The 16,826-nt window shown below is 57.6% G+C and carries 16 protein-coding genes; 13 read left to right on the top strand and 3 right to left on the bottom strand.

Features of this window, described 5'->3' with window-relative positions; genetic code table 11:
• Positions 1-105: 105 nt before the first annotated feature.
• Positions 106-420, bottom strand: a complete 315-nt coding sequence (locus tag GOX53_RS25525) for a type II toxin-antitoxin system RelE/ParE family toxin (protein ID WP_171181408.1) — start codon at positions 418-420, stop codon at positions 106-108.
• Positions 417-680 (bottom strand): type II toxin-antitoxin system ParD family antitoxin, encoded by a 264-nt coding sequence (locus GOX53_RS25520; RefSeq protein WP_171181406.1) that lies wholly within the window; start codon positions 678-680, stop codon positions 417-419. Before GOX53_RS25520 ends, GOX53_RS25525 begins: the two co-directional genes overlap by 4 nt.
• Positions 681-875: 195 nt before the next feature.
• Here GOX53_RS25520 and repA point away from each other — a divergent pair, with 195 nt between their 5' ends.
• From repA to GOX53_RS25475, 9 genes are all read left to right on the top strand, one after another.
• Entirely contained in the window at positions 876-2,126 is a 1,251-nt protein-coding gene (gene repA, locus GOX53_RS25515; protein ID WP_254446779.1) for a plasmid partitioning protein RepA, read from the top strand.
• Entirely contained in the window at positions 2,116-3,051 is a 936-nt protein-coding gene (gene repB / locus GOX53_RS25510; RefSeq protein ID WP_171181404.1) for a plasmid partitioning protein RepB, read from the top strand. The genes repA and repB overlap by 11 nt, the downstream gene beginning before the upstream one ends.
• A 197-nt stretch (positions 3,052-3,248) precedes the next feature.
• Entirely contained in the window at positions 3,249-4,439 is a 1,191-nt protein-coding gene (gene repC, locus GOX53_RS25505) for a plasmid replication protein RepC (RefSeq protein WP_171181402.1), read from the top strand.
• Positions 4,440-4,555: 116 nt separating this feature from the next.
• A complete protein-coding gene (locus GOX53_RS25500; RefSeq protein WP_171181401.1) occupies positions 4,556-5,170 on the top strand; it encodes a DUF4178 domain-containing protein in 615 nt (204 codons plus the stop codon).
• Positions 5,167-6,468 (top strand): DUF4178 domain-containing protein, encoded by a 1,302-nt coding sequence (locus GOX53_RS25495; protein WP_171181399.1) that lies wholly within the window; start codon positions 5,167-5,169, stop codon positions 6,466-6,468. The genes GOX53_RS25500 and GOX53_RS25495 overlap by 4 nt, the downstream gene beginning before the upstream one ends.
• A gap of 1 nt (position 6,469) precedes the next feature.
• Entirely contained in the window at positions 6,470-6,634 is a 165-nt protein-coding gene (locus GOX53_RS25490) for a hypothetical protein (protein ID WP_171181397.1), read from the top strand.
• A 10-nt stretch (positions 6,635-6,644) separates the two neighbouring features.
• Positions 6,645-6,869, top strand: a complete 225-nt coding sequence (locus GOX53_RS25485) for a DUF350 domain-containing protein (protein WP_171181395.1) — start codon at positions 6,645-6,647, stop codon at positions 6,867-6,869.
• Positions 6,866-8,407, top strand: a complete 1,542-nt coding sequence (locus GOX53_RS25480; protein WP_171181393.1) for a polyamine aminopropyltransferase — start codon at positions 6,866-6,868, stop codon at positions 8,405-8,407. Before GOX53_RS25485 ends, GOX53_RS25480 begins: the two co-directional genes overlap by 4 nt.
• A gap of 615 nt (positions 8,408-9,022) precedes the next feature.
• Positions 9,023-10,152, top strand: a protein-coding gene (locus tag GOX53_RS25475; protein WP_171181391.1) for an IS3 family transposase whose coding sequence is annotated in 2 segments (ribosomal slippage) — positions 9,023-9,266 and positions 9,266-10,152 — 1,131 coding nt in all. Because the reading frame shifts where the segments join, the coding sequence is not laid out codon by codon here.
• Positions 10,153-10,602: 450 nt separating this feature from the next.
• Here the strand turns inward: GOX53_RS25475 and GOX53_RS25470 are convergent.
• Positions 10,603-11,898, bottom strand: coding sequence for a vWA domain-containing protein (locus tag GOX53_RS25470; RefSeq protein ID WP_171181390.1), 1,296 nt, complete (start codon positions 11,896-11,898; stop codon positions 10,603-10,605).
• A gap of 79 nt (positions 11,899-11,977) precedes the next feature.
• On the opposite strand from GOX53_RS25470, the gene GOX53_RS25465 reads away from it, so the two are divergent.
• The 4 genes from GOX53_RS25465 (at position 11,978) to GOX53_RS25450 (ending at position 16,800) form a co-directional block, all read left to right on the top strand.
• On the top strand, positions 11,978-12,721 hold the full coding sequence (locus GOX53_RS25465; protein ID WP_171181388.1) for a DUF6502 family protein: 744 nt from the start codon (positions 11,978-11,980) through the stop codon (positions 12,719-12,721).
• 697 nt (positions 12,722-13,418) lie between these two features.
• On the top strand, positions 13,419-14,570 hold the full coding sequence (locus GOX53_RS25460) for a protein-glutamine glutaminase family protein (RefSeq protein WP_171181386.1): 1,152 nt from the start codon (positions 13,419-13,421) through the stop codon (positions 14,568-14,570).
• Positions 14,571-14,957: 387 nt separating this feature from the next.
• Entirely contained in the window at positions 14,958-15,836 is an 879-nt protein-coding gene (locus GOX53_RS25455; RefSeq protein WP_171181384.1) for an SDR family NAD(P)-dependent oxidoreductase, read from the top strand.
• 109 nt (positions 15,837-15,945) lie between these two features.
• Positions 15,946-16,800: a class I SAM-dependent methyltransferase gene (locus tag GOX53_RS25450; RefSeq protein ID WP_171181382.1), complete on the top strand. Its 855-nt coding sequence runs from the start codon at positions 15,946-15,948 to the stop codon at positions 16,798-16,800.
• Positions 16,801-16,826 lie beyond the last annotated feature (26 nt).

Here is a 16,826-nt window from a genome sequence, read left to right as displayed (position 1 = left end):
CCGCCATGCGCCTGTCACTGCACCGCTCAATGGCCCAGGCGCAGAAATACTATGATGATGTCGATATTGCCGAGAATCCCGCAACCGATCTTTTGAGTTGAGGCGTCAGCTGCGACGACCGACGCGAGCAACCCAGTCGGCACCACCATAGGTGATAGTCATCACATGGACCTCTTGCGCGCGGTCATCCACAGTGAAGGCGATCACAGCTCGTCGGGCGGCTGGGATCGCGCGCAGGCCGGGCAGAATATGGTCGCGCCGTGTGCCGCGGTGGGGCAGTTTGCGTAGGCTTTGCGCAACTGCGGCGATCTCTTCCAGCTTACGTCGCGCGACCTGAAGGCCGGCGTAGTCTTCAATCAGTTCGGAAATTGTCATCAGATCATCCGCCACCGACGGATGATAGCGCAAGCGGTACGTCACGCGTCGCGGTCCAGCCGGCGCAACGCGGGGGTGAAGACGTCATCATGATCGACGAACTCGGCGCGTGGCGTGCTGGCGCGGCGGCGGATTTCATCGGCCATTGCGTCCAGTGCAACTTCGCGGGCCTCTTCGTCCTCGATCATCCGTTCTACTGCCGCGGCGACAGCAGCCGAGGCTGAGGCATACACCCCCTCCCCCACCTTTTCCTTGAGGAATCGGTGGTGCCGATCAGTGAAACTGAGTGTGGTCTTGATGGTCATCATGATCCTCCAAGGTAACACTTAGTCATACTATTTGGCTGGGGTCAAGCCAATCGGAATTGTGGCATCACCCTGCGCGGCCACAGGATATAGAAAAAACCCTTGCAAGAATCGCGATTTCTGCCCCATTAATTACGGAAAGCAGTGAATAAAACGGCGACAACCGTAACAATGGGGCGCCAAATGAGGGCAGAGATGGAAGACGCAACCGCCAGCGCCACCCTAACAGCGGCGCAGCGATCAGGCCATAATCAGGCCAACCATACACAGGAACGCATCGACCTGCTGGTGGGTGATCACGCCCGGCGCCTGTCGGAACGATTGCAGGCACATCGCGCGCAGCTGTTCCCACCGGATGCAAAACGGTCCCTGCGAAAGTTCACATCCGGCGAGGCGGCCGAGCTGTTGGGCGTCAAGGACGCATATTTACGCAAACTGCATCTGGATGGGCGCGGCCCCTCTCCCGAGACGCGCGCGGGAGGGCGTCGGTATTATTCGCCCGAGGATATCCAGGACCTGCGCGAGTTGCTTGAGGTCGGCGCCAAGGCGCCTGGCACTTACCTGCCGGGGCGGCGCGAACGTGATCATATGCAGGTGATCACCGTCATCAACTTTAAAGGCGGCTCGGGCAAGACCACAACGGCTGCTCATCTGGCGCAGAAAATGGCGTTGGACGGGTACAAGGTGCTGGCGATCGATTTAGACCCGCAGGCCAGCCTTTCTGCGCTGCACGGGTTTCAACCAGAGTTCGACCTTCTGGATGGCGGCACGCTTTATGACGCGATTCGCTATGATAATCCGGTGCCGCTGCGCGACGTGGTTCAGAAGACCTACTTTACCAATCTCGACATCATCCCGGGCAATCTTGACCTGATGGAGTTCGAACACGACACCCCCCGTGCGTTGACGCAGCGTGACGGTGACTTGTTTTTTACAAGAATAGGTGGTGCGCTGGCCTCGGTTGAACCGGACTACGATGTTGTTGTGGTCGATTGCCCTCCGCAGTTGGGTTTTCTTACGATGTCTGCCTTGTCGGCGGCCACCGCCGTATTGGTAACGGTGCATCCACAGATGCTGGACGTTATGTCAATGTGCCAGTTCCTGCTGATGACCTCGAACCTCCTGGGTGTCGTCAGCGAGGCTGGAGGCAATATGTCCTATGACTGGATGCGCTATGTAGTGACGCGCTATGAACCCGGCGATGGCCCGCAAAACCAGATGGTTAGCTTCATGCGCTCGATGTTTGGAGACCATGTCCTAAACCATCCCGTTCTGAAGTCCACTGCAATCTCAGATGCCGGGATCACCAAACAAACCCTGTATGAAGTGGAGAAAGGACAGTTCACACGCGCCACTTATGAGCGCGCGATGGAAAGCCTGAACGCCGTGAATGGCGAGATTGAATCGCTAGTCCAATCTGCATGGGGGCGCAACAATGGCGCGTAAGAACCTGCTAAAGGGGCTGATGGACGCACCCCCTGCCCCGCCAGCCGATGAGGCGCCTTCTCGTGTAGATGTGGCAAAGCCACGCTATGGTTCGGGCGCGATCGGGGCGGTTAGCCAGTCGATATCTGATCTGAAATCGCGGGCGGTGCAGGAGATCGATCCGCGCATGATTGATCAAGGTGGCTTGCAGGACCGGCTGGAGGAAAACGCCGGGCTAGCTGAGCTGACCGAGTCGATCCGCGAATACGGCCAACAAGTGCCTGTGCTGTTACGTCCCAATCCGAATGACGGCGAACGCTATCAGGTGGTTTATGGCCGCCGCCGAGTGGCCGCGTTGCGCGAATTGGGCCAGCCGGTCAAGGCGTTGATCCGGGTGTTGGATGATCGAGCGGTGATCCTCGCGCAGGGTCAGGAAAACACAGCCCGCCGCGATCTGAGCTTTATCGAAAAGGTCAATTTCGCCCGACAGATGCAGGATATGGGATACGAGCGCAAAGTGATCTGTGATGCCCTTCATGTAGATAAGACATTGATTTCACGTATGTTATCCGTGTCTGATCGTATCCCTGAAGCATTGATCCAGGCGATTGGCGCGGCCCCGTCGGTGGGTAGGGACCGTTGGCTGAAGCTGGCCGATCTGCTGCCGCGGGACAAGATGCAGCGCGCGATTGATACCGCAATTGGAGACACATCGGATGATCGGTTCGAGGCCGTTCTGACCGCCCTTACCCCCCGGAAACCCTCTGCCCCCCGCATTGATGCACCGCTGACGGGAGCGGATGGAACAGAGCTGGGTCAGCTACGTCGCAGTGGAACCAAGGCGGTTCTCACCCTGAATACCAAGAAGGCCAACGGGTTCGAGGATTGGCTTGTCGAGAATATCTCAGAGCTTCATCACCGCTGGAAAACCGGCCGGGATGAGTGACCGCGTAAGCGGGAAATTCGTGGAGCAGCTACAAGGAGGCACGAAACAGACAGGACGGAAAGAAAAGACCCCTCAGAACCGAAGTTCCAAGAGGCCTGAATTGGTGATTTAGCACCTCCGATTCTATGGCTTTGAGTTGACGGTTGTCAACTGGCGTCGAATCCGACGGGTAAAAAAGTTTTGTCTCGTGACAGCACATGGAACACATTACAACGACGCCCTTCGGGCGGCGACCAGTGACGGCTGGTCTGATTGAACAAGCAGTTGCCATCCAGGCTGCTCCGGAAATTCCGCATATCGACAAATGGGAGCTGTTGCGCGATCTGTGCACTGCCCGGCGCGCCTTTGAGGTGACGGATCGAGATCTGACGGTGTTGAACGCGCTGGTTTCATTTCATCCGAACGCGGCGCTGTCAGATAATGACAGCCTGATCGTGTTCCCGTCAAACGTGGCGCTGTCTGAACGCGCTCATGGTATGGCCGAAAGTACCTTGCGCCGGCATTTGGCGGCACTTGTCCATGCGAGGCTGATTGCTCGCCATGACAGCCCCAACGGTAAGCGCTACGTTCGTCGCGGGGCGGACGGAGAGATTGATCGTGCTTTTGGCTTTGACCTGCGCCCTTTGCTGATGCGTGCCGGGCAGATCACGCAGGCCGCCCAGCAAACCCGTGCCGATCAGGCCAGCCTGGCGGCGGCCCGTGAAAAGCTGTCTCTGCTAAAACGCGACGCACTGAAACTGACACTCTACGGGCAAGAGAATGCCCTGCCCGGCGATTGGGAGGCTTTGCTGGCAGCCCTGTTAGAGGTTCACAAGCGGATGCGCCGAAAGCTAGATTTTGACGACCTGTCGGATTTGCAGCGTCAGACCTCCGATATTCTTGGGGATATCCAGTCTCTACTGGCATTAAAAACAGAAGAAATGAGCGGCAATGGCAGTGAATCTGAGCGGCAGTATCAGAGTTCAAAACCAGATACTCTTGAATCTGAACATTGCCCTGAAAAGGACAAGGGCGACGGTGACGGGAGCGTTCAGAAGAGACCGGACCGCGCTTTGCCAAGGGTACCCCTACCGCTGATCGCCAAGGCTTGTCCTGATATCCTACCTTATTGCGAACGCGAACCGCGCGAATGGCGCGATCTGGTGGTCGCCGCCGGCTATGTACGCGGGATGATGGGGATCAGCCCCTCAGCCTGGCACGAGGCGCAGGAGCTTATGGGCCCGGAAACCGCCGCCGTGACGGTGGCCTGTATCCTGCAACGGTTCAGCGAGATCAACAGCCCCGGTGGTTATCTGCGGGCTTTGGCTGCCAAGTCGGCGCTTGGGGCGTTCTCACCCGGGCCGATGGTGATGGCGCTGCTGAACGGCGCGGGCCGTGCGGCGGCCTGAGTTGACAACTGTCAACATCTGGGCCGTAGCTGATTCAGCATCACAGTTGACAGCTGTCAACCATCCGAAAGCCATTCGCAGCTTGCACTTTCTCAGCGATTGGGTGACTTGAAGGCATGAAGAATTTGAGCTGTCCGAATTGCGGTACGGAATGCCCGATTTTGTTGGAGCTGGTTAAGGTCGTAACCTGCCGGTCTTGCGGCACCACATTGATGGTCCACGACGCGCATGTCACGTTGGCCGGCGAACAGGGCGAGATGCATGACGCCCCGCATTTGTTCGGAATTGGTGATCGGGTGCAACTGGGCCAAACGTCGACATTGATCCTTGGCCACGCGCGCTATTCCTATGGCCGGGGTTTCTGGGATGAGTTCTGCGGGGTCGCTGGGGCAGGGGGGTCGTGCTGGATTTCGGTCGATGAAGGGGACGTTGTCCGACAGGTCCGGCTGCGGGGGCAGGATGCGCCGAAATTCAAGCCGCCATTCAAACCTGGTGAGACCTTGGATTTCGACGCAGCGACGTTCACGGTGAGTGAGGTTGAAACCGCCGAGTGCATAGCGTTGCGCGGTCAAGTTGACGAGGTCATTCAGGTTGGCGAGACCCATGAATTCGTGAACGCGTCCGCCGGAGATGACGCTCTGCTCTCAGGAGAGTTCTGGGATGATAATGCCCTGTGGTTCTACGGCCGCTGGTACGATCCGTTTGACGTAAAGGTTGACCGGCAGTCATGACCAGAAACCCCGAACTTTTGTCGATCAACTGCACTTGCTGCGGAGCCGGTCTGGATGTGCTGGGCGGGGGCAGGGTGGTCGTCCAGATCTGCCCTTATTGCGGGGCGGAACTCGATGCACAGGACAATTACAAGACGCTGCGGCAGTTCAAAGATCTGAAGCGCCCGGATACGCCATTGTCGATCGGCATGATGGGAACGCTCTTTGGCGTTGAGTTCACCGTCATCGGCCTGATCGAGCACTCCGAGCAATGGGGTGGACGAGTCTACAAATGGATCGATCATCAGCTTTATTCGGCGACACATGGTTATGCGTGGCTGACGCTGGACGCCGGGCATCTGGTGTTTTCACGACGTTATCGCGGGCCGGGCTGGATATCCGAGCGGCAGGTGGAGATTTCGGAACACCCGCCAATCGCGTATGCCGGAGGTGAGCGTTTTCGGTATTTTGAAACCACTTCGAGCACGATCACCTATGTCGAGGGTGAGTTTACGTGGCACCCGAAATTCGGTGAACAGACCACTACCATCTCGGCGATGTCAAACGCGGCCATGCTGGGGTTTTCGACAACCGGATCAGAACGCGAAACCTATCGCTCGGTCTACGTTCCGAGAGAGGCCGCCGAAGCCGCATTTGGCCTTACTCTCAATCTAAAGCCATATCGAACCCATCCGCTGCAACCCTTCGTCGAGGGTCCGAATTATGGCTTCTTGTTGGTCACCTCTTTGGGGTTTGCCGTCGTCTGCTTGTTTATGGCGTTTTTCTTCTCCGCGAGATCCGGGCAATCAGTATTGTACAACCACAACGTCGCTGCCAGCCAGCTGCCGGTTGAAATCACGATCCCGCTGCGGGCCGACAGTCAACTGACACGGATATCGTTTACCGGGGATGTGGAAAACAGCTGGGCCTATCTGGATCTGGAGCTCCTCGACCCTGAAGGGGCACCTGTGTTTCAGGCGGGCCGCACGATCGAATACTACAGTGGTCGTGATGCGGATGGCTCGTGGCGCGAAGGTACGGCACGGGCCAGCCTGAAGTTCCGGCCTGAGCACAGCGGCGACTACGTTCTGGCTCTGGACGTGCCTGAGCAGGGCCTTTGGACCGGTCGCGGTGTGGGCTTTGTGCCCGACCGCCCGTTCAATCAACTGACGGTCAATGTCAGAACCGGCCTGTCCAGCGGGTATTGGGCCTTTGCGCTGGCGGGGGCGTTCGGGGTGTTGTTCCTTTATCAATTCGGACGTAAGTGGCTGCACCAGCGTGCACGGTGGTCAGGCACGGATTGGGTAGACGAGGATTGACGTGACCTTATTCAGAATCGTTTTCATTGTCATTTCGACCACGGCGGTTGCGGCGACGGGCTATGTCGCGTGGCAGGGGTACGGTGCCGAAAGCCGCGATCTGGACACATCTGTGCGGGTTGGCAGTGGTGGCGGCGGGTACTATCGATCAAATCGGATAAAATAATGAGGAATCAATGGATTATCTGGCAGCAATTCAAATCGCAGAGATCATCAGCACCATCTTCTATACCTTCCTGGGTGTGACGCTGATGTGGGGTGTGTGGAAGGTCATCGACTGGATGACACCGTTTTCCGTCGTGCGAGAGATCGAAAAGGATCAGAACGTCGCGCTGGCGATCCTGATCGGTTTGCTGTTCGTGGCTGTCTCAATCATCATCGCGGCTGTCATCGTATCATGACCGCGACCCGCGCGGTCGAGGCCCGCGCCGCGTGGTTGCTGGCCGCGACCTTTCTGATTGCCGTTGCCGGGCTGATCTACGAGCTGATCGCCGCCACGCTGTCCAGTTATCTTCTGGGCGATTCCGTGCGGCAGTTCTCGCTGGTGATCGGTATCTTTCTGTCGGCGATGGGGGTAGGGGCCTGGCTCTCGCGTTTTGTCACTCGGGCGTTTTCCGGTTTTGTCTGGGCGCAGATCCTGTTGGGCGTTGTGGGTGGGTTCATGGCACCGGTGCTGTTTCTGAACTATGCCTGGATGGGGCATGTGGCCTTGCCGCTCTATGCTACGCTGATCGCCATCGGCATTCTGTCGGGGATGGAGATCCCGCTGATCGCCCGGGTTCTGGAAGAGATCGGTGCGCTGAAGTTCCGCTTTGAAAACGTGCTGAGCGCAGACTATGTCGGCGCGCTGGTCGCTTCGCTGGCCTTTCCGCTGTTTGTCATCCCGCATCTGGGGCTTATGTCGGCCAGCCTCGCCTTTGGCGGGCTGAACCTCGCGGTGGCCGGGCTGTCGTTGCTGGTGTTTCGCGAATGGGCCACGCGGATGCAGGTGGCTGTCTGGGCGCTGGCCTTTGTAGCGACTCTGGGGGCGTTGGTCCTGTCGGAACGGCTGGTTTCCGTGACTGAGGCCGAGTTGTTCGAGGACGACATCATCCTGTCCGAGGCCACACCGTATCAGCAGATCACGGTGACCCGGTACCGCGACCGGGTGCGCCTGTTTCTGGATCATTCCATCCAGTTCGATTCCCTGGACGAGCGCCGTTATCACGAACCGCTGGTGCATCCGGCGATGGCCCTCGCCCCGCGCCGGGCCAATGTGCTGATCCTTGGCGGCGGCGATGGCATGGCCGTGCGCGAGCTGTTGCGCTATCACGGTGTCCAGGCCGTGACGCTGGTGGACCTCGATCCGCGCGTGACCGCGCTGTTTCGTGATCACGATGAACTGGCTGTTTTGAGTGCCAACGCGCTGCGGGACGCACGCGTGACGGTTGTCAACGAAGATGCCTGGAAGTTTCTTGAGCGCGACACGCGCGTTTACGACGTTGTCATCATTGATTTGCCGGACCCCAAAAACATCGCTCTGTCGCGGCTCTATACAAGGCAGTTCTATGGTCTGCTGGCCGAACGGCTGAGCGGGCAGGGGGTCTTTGTCACGCAGGCCGGGTCACCCTTTTTTGCCCGGCAGGCCTTTTGGTCGGTGGTTGAGACGATCGAATCCAGCCGCAACCCGCAGAAGCCGGGGCAGGGGCTGCACACGGTGCCTTATCACAGTTATGTGCCCAGCTTTGGCCAATGGGGCTTCGTACTGGCCGCATTCGAGCCGATCTCTGATCGCAAGATCGAACTGCCGGACGGGCTGAGCTACCTTAATAACGATGTGTGGCGCGCGGCACAGGTGTTTGGCGAAGATATTGACCGGATCAAAGCCGACGTGAACACACTGCAATCGCACGCCCTGATCGGCTATTACCTGGATGGTTGGGACTACTGGTTCCGTTGAGCCGTGGCGCTCGACATTGAGACGTCGATGACGGCATTGCTGTTCTCGGGCCGGGTGTGTGTCGCCGACCACTACCCTTCATAAAGCTCTACACAGCTAAGCTGATAGAAAAAGTACGCCCATGACACGGCAAACACCATCGCTACGACAGCCGCTAACATGGCGGCGCGCGGCATGGCGAGCTTCTTGAGGACCAGAGCACAAGCCAGCCCGACCAGGAGTATCAACCAGCTTTGAAGATCAAGAAAGGTTAGTCGAAGGCATTCCGCGTAGGTCATTGCGACTTTAAGTAACTCGGCGGAGCGTGGCTAAGCCGTTATTGATGCGGGCCGATGTGAGAGCGCGTTCCGGTGAGAAAGCTGTCCAAATATGAAAGCGGACGATAAGCATAGTAGACCCCAATTGGGTTCTTGGGGTAGATGACATATGTTTGACCATCGTTGGACCAAACCTCTGAATTTAGTGCCCTTATCCCCACATAACTGAGCACGTAAAGCGCTGCTAGAACAAAAATTGCACGTTTCATATCTCATGCCGCGTGATGTCACTGATTGGACCTGTCGCGGGATTGTGCCGCTCCTTTGACCACGTATCGTGTCGCAAAGGAGAACACAGATGGCATCACGACCAACCGAGGAATTCCGTGCAGAAGCAGTGCGCGTAGCTTTGACGAGCGGCCTGCCGCGTAAACAGGTGGCTGGGGATTTCGGCATTGGCTTCTCGACGCTGAACCGCTGGATTCAGCAAGACCAGCGCAACCCCGAGAAATCCACCATCCAATCCGATCTTGAACGTGAGATCGCCGAGCTGCGGAAAGAGAACCGTATGCTTCGGGAGGAGAGGGAGGTGCTAAAAAAGGCCACCCAGTTTTTTGCGGAGCGAAGCAAATGAGGTTTGCTTTCATCGCAAAGAACAGGGGCATGCTGCCAATCGAGCGGATGTGCCGGATCATGGACGTCAGTCCGAGAGGGTATCGGGCTTACCGCAGTCGTCCGCTCAGCCGGAGCCAGCGTAAGGACATGGTTGTTCTGGCTCACATCCGTGAACAGTTTGCCCTATCTCTGGAAAGCTATGGCCGCCCGCGCATGACCGAGGAATTGAAGGAACTGGGGTTGGATGTCGGCCATCGCCGCGTCGGCCGCTTGATGCGTGACAACGGCATTGCCGTGAAACGGAACAAGAAGTTCAAGGCCACGACCGACAGCAATCATCGCTTCAACATCGCGCCGAACCTGCTGAACCGCGACTTCTCGGCGGCCCGTCCGAACCAGAAATGGGCAGGCGACATCAGCTATGTGTGGACGCGGGAAGGCTGGCTTTATCTGGCGGTCATCCTCGACCTGCATTCTCGACGTGTGATCGGCTGGGCTGTCAGTAACCGGATGAAGCGTGATCTCGCAATCAGGGCTTTGAAAATGGCTGTAGCGCTGCGGCAACCGCCCAAGGGCTGCATCCATCATACGGATCGCGGCAGCCAATACTGCTCCCACGACTACCAGAAGATGATGCGTCAGAACGGCTTCAGAGTGTCGATGAGCGGAACCGGGAATTGCTATGACAACGCAGCAGTTGAGACTTTCTTCAAGACGATCAAGGCGGAGCTCTTGTGGCAGCGATCCTGGCCCACACGCCGAACGGCCGAGATGGCGATCTTCGAATACATCAACGGCTTCTATAATCCGCGCCGACGGCACTCAGCCCTTGGCTGGAAAAGCCCCTTGGCCTTCGAGGCTCAGGCTGCATAAATGAGAACTTGGGGCGGCATCAAATCGTGACAGGTCCACTTCTGGCTGAGCAGAACAAAGTAAATGTGCTCGGCCAATTCAATGTCGGGCAGAGCTACCGTTCAAATATATGAGATCAAGGTCGAGTTTTTCCCGCGACCTGTGAATTCGACGACTGATCCTTGCTGCGGATTGCATGGATGGCCGGTTTCTCCGCTGCATGGCGGCGCTGGTTCTTTTGCTCACGCAGCATTTTTTATGCCGCGAGAGCCCGCAGCGAGAAAACCCAAGGTACTAGTTGGGCTCACACCGGTCATCTGACGGATTTGGTCGGGCTTCATGGCGGGTCATGCAGCGGCAACGACGGCAGAGCGGGACAAAGGTAACCGGTGTGTAGATGTAGCGGCTTGAGTTTTGGAAGTCTGCCATTAAGCCGTCAAGACATATCAAGCCAGCGTTTCGACCTCCTCTCTAGTTCAGACAAACGCCACTCCGATAGCTTCCAACTTCTCGGATAACATCCCGGCTTGGTGCCTCAATGCGATGCCCTTGGAGCTCGCTTTGAATGACACGAACCATTAGGTCGTTTAGACGGGTCACGCGGTAGCAGGTAGTAGACGGTTCGCTATGAGCAAACCCGACACCGCTATCATCGGTCAGGAATATGTACCGCCCGTTGGACACCAGCGCGCCCTGTCTCATAAGATATTCAAGATGGGGTCCTTGGCTACTGGCTTCGACGCTGAATATCTGGACGCCCTTCAGCGTCGCGTCCCGCGCTGCATTCAAATAGGTTCGGGTTTGCGTGGGATGGGGTGGCTCGTCCCCGATCTGGAACAAGAGGCGCTCGCCGCGCCCTCGGCGCCAGTTCAGGGATACACCGGCTTCCAACGCGTCTGCGACTGCCTCGGGATAACCACTTCCCCCGCTTGTCGGCAGCTCACCACTGAGCCAATTGCGGAACTGCTTCTGACTTCTGGTAAACCCGTAGCTTTTGACCACATAGCGGTCTCCCCTCGATTTATAGACCACGAGACCAAGCCGGATATTGATATCGCTCGCGCTTCGCTTGGCCTGCCGCAGAATGGAACTCAGATCTTTCAGCAGCCATTCCATTTCGTCGCCCATGCTGCCTGTGGTATCGATGACGAAGGCCAAATCCAGAAAATCGGGCTGCCAGGTCTGGTTCCCGGGAACTCTTACAATTTGTCGGGTTCCATTGTTTTTGAGGACTTGGGTAATCTGAGCATCTGATCCCTCCGTGAATGCCCGTATTTCAACTTCAGGGATCCGTCCGGCGCCCAACGCCGCGGGGAATACGCTGACGGCCCCATCCACACCAGAAACCCCGTCATAGAAAGGTTGAGCGAAATCTGGTTTTCTGAGTGTGAAGCGAACACCCGGGGCTGGTTCGTTGTCCTCTCCCACAAAAGTTGCCAGAACCGGTGTGGACAAATCCGCGCGAGGAAGCCCCAGCGCTTTGGATGCTTTTGATTGCAGTGAGACAAACGTGGCCAGGTTAAGCGAGTCATCTATGTCGCCTGCCGTCAGCACGCCTTGACGCGGAGCAGACCTGACAGGTTGCGATGCTGGCAAAGGTCCCGAAACCGCCACCGATTCCTCAACGACAGCCGGGGTTTCCGCGACGGGCTTTTCCAGATTTCCGGTGGCGGCAACGTCCGCGCAGCCTGAAAGAACCAAGCCGATCAGTGCGGTACCAAAGATAGCGCCGGCAGTTTTTGACTCTCTGGATTTGAAGGGTTTCATCAGCAGTTCTCCAAAAATGTGCAAATTACGCATTTCACGGAGTCTTGCTGACGTCAAGAAAAATGTGCATATAGCACATATGGCTGATTTACTGGATACACTCTTTGCACCGTTCGCGCGTCTCATGGTTGCGCGCGGCGTACTGTTCCCTGAGCTGATGGAGCGTCTAAAGACGCATTACATTGCTGCTGCGATTAAACAGTCAGAAGGGAGGGTAACAGACAGCCGCATCTCAGTTCTGACCGGCCTGCAAAGGCGAGACATTGCGCGGTTAAAGTCGGAACCACCCTTACAAACGCGTTCCAACCATTTGGCCACACTGATTCAACGGTGGCGAACAGACCCGGATTACCTGGCACAGGATATCCCCAAGAGCGGCGAGAAACCTTCGTTTGAGTCTCTCGCTCGTGGCATTCGAAAGGATGTTCATCCTCGAACGATGCTCGATACGTTGCTCAATGCGGGAACGGTAGAATCTATCGACAATGACATGCTGCGGTTGCGCCAAACGTCTTATCAACCGCTTGCAGGATCCGAGGATCAACTAGCCTACCTGACACGCAACCTTGGGGATCATATGTCCGCCGCAACCGATAATGTCATGGGCGAGACCCCCCCTTATTTTGAACGTGCAGTGCACTATGGCGGCCTGACCAAGGAACAGGTGCTGGATTTGGAAAAAGAACATAATCGTGCGCAGATGGCAGTACTTGAATCACTCGCTGATAAAGCAGCTGGCATGAAAGCAGAAAATAAAACCGATTCAGAATATAGGTTCCGCGCTGGAGCCTACTTCTATCGTCAATGGGACAAGACCGAATGAGAAACGCCAGATACTGCCTTTTCCTGCTCGTCCTGACGGCCTGTTCAGGAACTGAGAACCTGGAAGAACCAGTCGTAGAGGCTCCTGTTGTTATCGAGGAGGCAATCGACAACAGCGGGCAGGAATGCCCGTCGATTGATCCCGGTACAGATGATGGGATAGGTGGCACAGGGTGTAGTGTCGACTAGTTGGCGGTGGAACACTCAGTATCGCAAACTTCCTACTCCACAGAAACCGGATTAGCAAATTACCATGTTTCAGTTGTTCACAGGGATAATGAGTCTCCTGAAGCAGCCAGTGGTGGGCATGCCGTGAAATTGCGCTTTGTCACCTGTCACGTGAATTCCCGGCTTCCCGCATTTCGCGCTTGCGGCAAATGTCCGGATTTGCGGGCGTATTGCAGCACCTCGAAGGCCCATCGAAGGTCGGCTATGGGCCGGCCACGAAGGGCGAGTGGTCGCCGTGTGGGTGGTGGTTGAAGCCGCGAAACTCCACCACGACCAAACACTTCGATGACCACCTGGACTATACCGGCAGCACCGCTGACACTACGCCATGCGCGCGGACACCATCTTGTCCATTCTTCGAGTCAAAAATGGCATTAAGTCGGCAATTGCGCGGTTGTGTAATCTCGCCTGCGGAAACTTCACCATCGTTCAAATAATTGATACACTAACCATGGTTAGGAGCGCCAGCCATGGCAGAAACATCGTCCCAGTCTCGTTTCATCGTCGACTATGTTGTCGATATTGATCCCAAGATTGAGCGCCCGGTGGAAAACCTTTTTTCAAAAGGCGGACCGAAATCCTACATCGTGAAATTTGCCGATGGAGGCCAGGCGGTTGTAACCCGGTCCGAACATGCGGCACTGCATCTCGATTTGCTCGACGATCTGATGCGTGCCAAGCAACCGGTTTATGCGGCACTTGATGAAGCCGGTGAGAGCATCATTGACATCCTGCTGCCGATGATCACACGGGTGCTGGTGGTGACTGCGAACATCGAGGGCGACGTGGAGGTGTCGCTGGAGACATCCCACGCGCGGCATTTTCTGCGCCGCAAGAATCCCGACTTCGACAGCCTGCTTGTTGCCCTGAGCGATGAGAGTGCTGCCGACAGCCTGCTGTTTGTCACCGAAACCGATGACCATGAGATTGTCGATGTCCGGCCCTTTCGCGGAGGCGCGCTGACCCTGGATTTTTCTTACAGATCTCCGGCGCGCCGTGTTCTTAAATGGATCAGGGACCGGCTTTACCCTGTCTACCAATGGTTCTTGTATTGGTTCTTTTGCTGGTTCCGACGGTATACAGTCTTTAATGACCCCTGTGTGTCACTGCGGCGAGCCCAGGAGTTGTTTGCGCTCGTCGCCTCAAAGAATTGCCCTCCGCTCACCGCATCCGCGCCGTGTATCCCGTTCATGTATCCCGACGATGGCTGTTGGGCGCGGGCTCATGAAATGTGCCGTCTGATGATCGCCGACGGGGCCAGTCCGGCAAAGGTGTGGATCAGCGGCAGTCTTCGCGCGGCGTCGAAGAATAACCCGAATTGTGAGGTACTCTGGGGCTGGCATGTGGCGCCTACGCTGTGCGTGCGCGATCTCTATTGCCGAAAAATAACCTATGTTATTGATCCGTCGCTGTTTACCGGACCGGTGACCAAAGCCGTATGGGCCAGCGTGCAGGGGGATCCCAGCCCGTCCTTGCGCGACTCACCATGGACTGAATATTCCTCCTGGCAGGCAACCGATTCAACATTCGTTCACACCAACAACGATCTCGACACCTACCGGCGTGCGCTCCGCTTACGTTCCGGCGGTGGCCATGGCCCGCCACCCTATGCCCATTGCTGATCGGGTTTTGCCTTGAAAGATGAGCCAAGCGGGACGGTTGTTGACCGGCTCCCCCGTGTGTCTATCCTCACGACAGCGTGGTTGGTGTTTTCCAAGCTTCGGCGACCGGACCCAGAACGATATTGGCGCTGCTAAGTGCGCCAAGGGCCACTTCGGTGACTGTGCGGCGGCGCCAGGTCGATCGATGGATGTCGCCTCTGGGCCGCCGAGGAAGGCGAAGGAGAGTGTAGTTTGGCGCTATGGCGTTCTCGCCCGCAACCACTATCCTTTCTTTGCTTGCTGGAGAAACAGCCCAATACGCACGTAAGACGATCTAACAAACAGGCTGCGCGGCTGAGGCTTGGGAAGATGCCGGGACTTGACATGGAGAGTTAGTGAGGAGTGGCCATGAGGAAAATTCTGGTGACGGGGGCAAACAAGGGCATCGGATTTGCCATCGCTGAACGGATTCTCGAAGAGGCTGATGATACGTTCGTGTTCCTCGGCTCAAGGGATCGCGACCGTGGTGCCGCCGCTGTTGAAAGCCTCCGGCAGGGCGGGGTGGGTCGAACTGACCGGATCCAAGCCGTCGAACTCGACGTCGCGAGCGATGAGGCCGTTGGTCGAGCAGCCCAGGCGGTGCGAGACGCATGTGGAGGCGAGAAGCTCTATGGCATCGTGAACAACGCGGGCATCGGCTTTGGCTCCAACGATCTGCGCAATGTGCTCAACGTGAACACCCGTGGTGTCCATCGGATTTGCACTACCTTTATTCCACTTCTCGCGGATGGCGGTCGGATCGTGAATATCACGTCCGCTGCTGGCCCAAACTTCGTGGCCACGTGCAGCCGGGAACAACAGGGCTTCTTCACGCGCCCGGATGTGACCTGGGGCGAGATCGAGACGCTGATGGAAGAGTGCATCGACATCGCCGGCGATGCGGAAGCATTCTCGTCTCGAGGGTTGGGCGATGGTTCGCCCTATGGATTGTCAAAGGCGTGCGCCAATGCCCTTACGCTCCACTTGGCGCGGGAGTATCCACAATTCGTCATCAATGCCTGTACGCCTGGTTTCATCGCGACGGATCTGACCCGTCATTATGTCGAGGGCAGCGGGAAATCTCCGGAGGATTTGGGCATGCAGTCTCCCCGAGGAGGCGCAAATTCGGCGATTTTTCTTTTGTTCGGGAAGCCGGAGGGCAGCGGGCATTACTACGGAAGTGACGCCAAACGCAGCCCTTTGCATCGCTACCGGGCACCGGGAAGCCTCCCGTATACCGGCGACTGAGTGAACGGATGCTCCGCTCCGCCACACCAGCATCCGCTTCGGTGATACTGCGCCGCAGCGATAGATCTGCCGTTCAATGTCGCTTTCCGTCGTCTCTAACAGTCAATCGTTGACCATCGCCGCCGTGGGCGCCGCAGAGATCGACCTGGGCCAGCCCGCACGAACGCTCGATCACCTGTCGACGCTGATGGACCGGCTGGCCACCGAGACCCGCCGATCCGAGCGGCAGGTTCAGCTGCAGCAGTTCTCCACCCCGCTCGATCTGGCCTGGCTGGCCACCTGCGCGGCACGCCTTACACCATCTGACATCGTGCTTGAGCCTTCGGCAGGGACCGGCACCTTGGCGCGGCTGGCGGGCCAGTCTGGGGCCAGGCTCATCCTCAATGAGCTCGACGATCAGCGCGCGGGCCTTCTTCAGACTGTGACGGGCATAGCCGTCAGCCGGCATGATGCCGAGTTCATTGCAGATCTGATCGAAGCGCAGCCGCAGCCCAGCGTCGTGATTATGAACTCCCCCTTCGCATCCAGCGTCACGCGTGCCGATCCGACCCTTGCGGCCCGGCATGTTCTCTCCGCTCTCAAAGCTCTGCGCCCGGGTGGCCGGCTTGTGGCAATTGTTCCGCCTTCCGTCTCGCCCGACAAAGTCGGACGCCTCTGGCAGCGGATCTGCGCAATGGCCACACCCGTCCTTCGGTTGCATCTGCCGCGGCGCGCGTTTCGGAAGATGGGTGTCTCCGTGTGCACCGATCTGCTTGTCCTGGACAAGACCGGGGCAGGGCAGGGGGGTGAAACCCCACCTCAGACCTGCAGCGATCTTCCCATGGCGCTGCAGCTGATCCTCGACCGGTTGTCCCCCACGCCCGCAGCTGGGTGGCACAGAGCCGGCTCCTGTCGTGCGGAAATCCATCGGCCCGAAGCCGTCCAGGGCCCAGAAGGCATCCCGCATCCTGTTGCCGGGCAATAGCGCGCACTCTGCTGCGGCGAAAGAGC

Source organism: Ruegeria sp. HKCCD8929, assembly GCF_013031405.1.
Taxonomy (GTDB): Bacteria; Pseudomonadota; Alphaproteobacteria; order Rhodobacterales; family Rhodobacteraceae; genus Ruegeria.
Note: the sequence above shows the minus strand (reverse complement) of the source record. Positions and strands in the feature narration are given on the sequence as shown.

What these genes read in the sequence shown, in the direction of transcription:
- GOX53_RS25465 (WP_171181388.1), top strand. Translation starts at nt 11,978, where the DNA reads ATGGCTGATTTACTGGATACACTCTTTGCACCGTTCGCGCGTCTCATG.
- GOX53_RS25495 (WP_171181399.1), top strand. Translation starts at nt 5,167, where the DNA reads ATGACCAGAAACCCCGAACTTTTGTCGATCAACTGCACTTGCTGCGGA.
- GOX53_RS25520 (WP_171181406.1), bottom strand. Translation starts at nt 680, where the DNA reads ATGACCATCAAGACCACACTCAGTTTCACTGATCGGCACCACCGATTC.
- repB (WP_171181404.1), top strand. Translation starts at nt 2,116, where the DNA reads ATGGCGCGTAAGAACCTGCTAAAGGGGCTGATGGACGCACCCCCTGCC.
- repA (WP_254446779.1), top strand. Translation starts at nt 876, where the DNA reads ATGGAAGACGCAACCGCCAGCGCCACCCTAACAGCGGCGCAGCGATCA.
- repC (WP_171181402.1), top strand. Translation starts at nt 3,249, where the DNA reads ATGGAACACATTACAACGACGCCCTTCGGGCGGCGACCAGTGACGGCT.
- GOX53_RS25485 (WP_171181395.1), top strand. Translation starts at nt 6,645, where the DNA reads ATGGATTATCTGGCAGCAATTCAAATCGCAGAGATCATCAGCACCATC.
- GOX53_RS25500 (WP_171181401.1), top strand. Translation starts at nt 4,556, where the DNA reads ATGAAGAATTTGAGCTGTCCGAATTGCGGTACGGAATGCCCGATTTTG.
- GOX53_RS25460 (WP_171181386.1), top strand. Translation starts at nt 13,419, where the DNA reads ATGGCAGAAACATCGTCCCAGTCTCGTTTCATCGTCGACTATGTTGTC.
- GOX53_RS25480 (WP_171181393.1), top strand. Translation starts at nt 6,866, where the DNA reads ATGACCGCGACCCGCGCGGTCGAGGCCCGCGCCGCGTGGTTGCTGGCC.
- GOX53_RS25455 (WP_171181384.1), top strand. Translation starts at nt 14,958, where the DNA reads ATGAGGAAAATTCTGGTGACGGGGGCAAACAAGGGCATCGGATTTGCC.
- GOX53_RS25470 (WP_171181390.1), bottom strand. Translation starts at nt 11,898, where the DNA reads ATGAAACCCTTCAAATCCAGAGAGTCAAAAACTGCCGGCGCTATCTTT.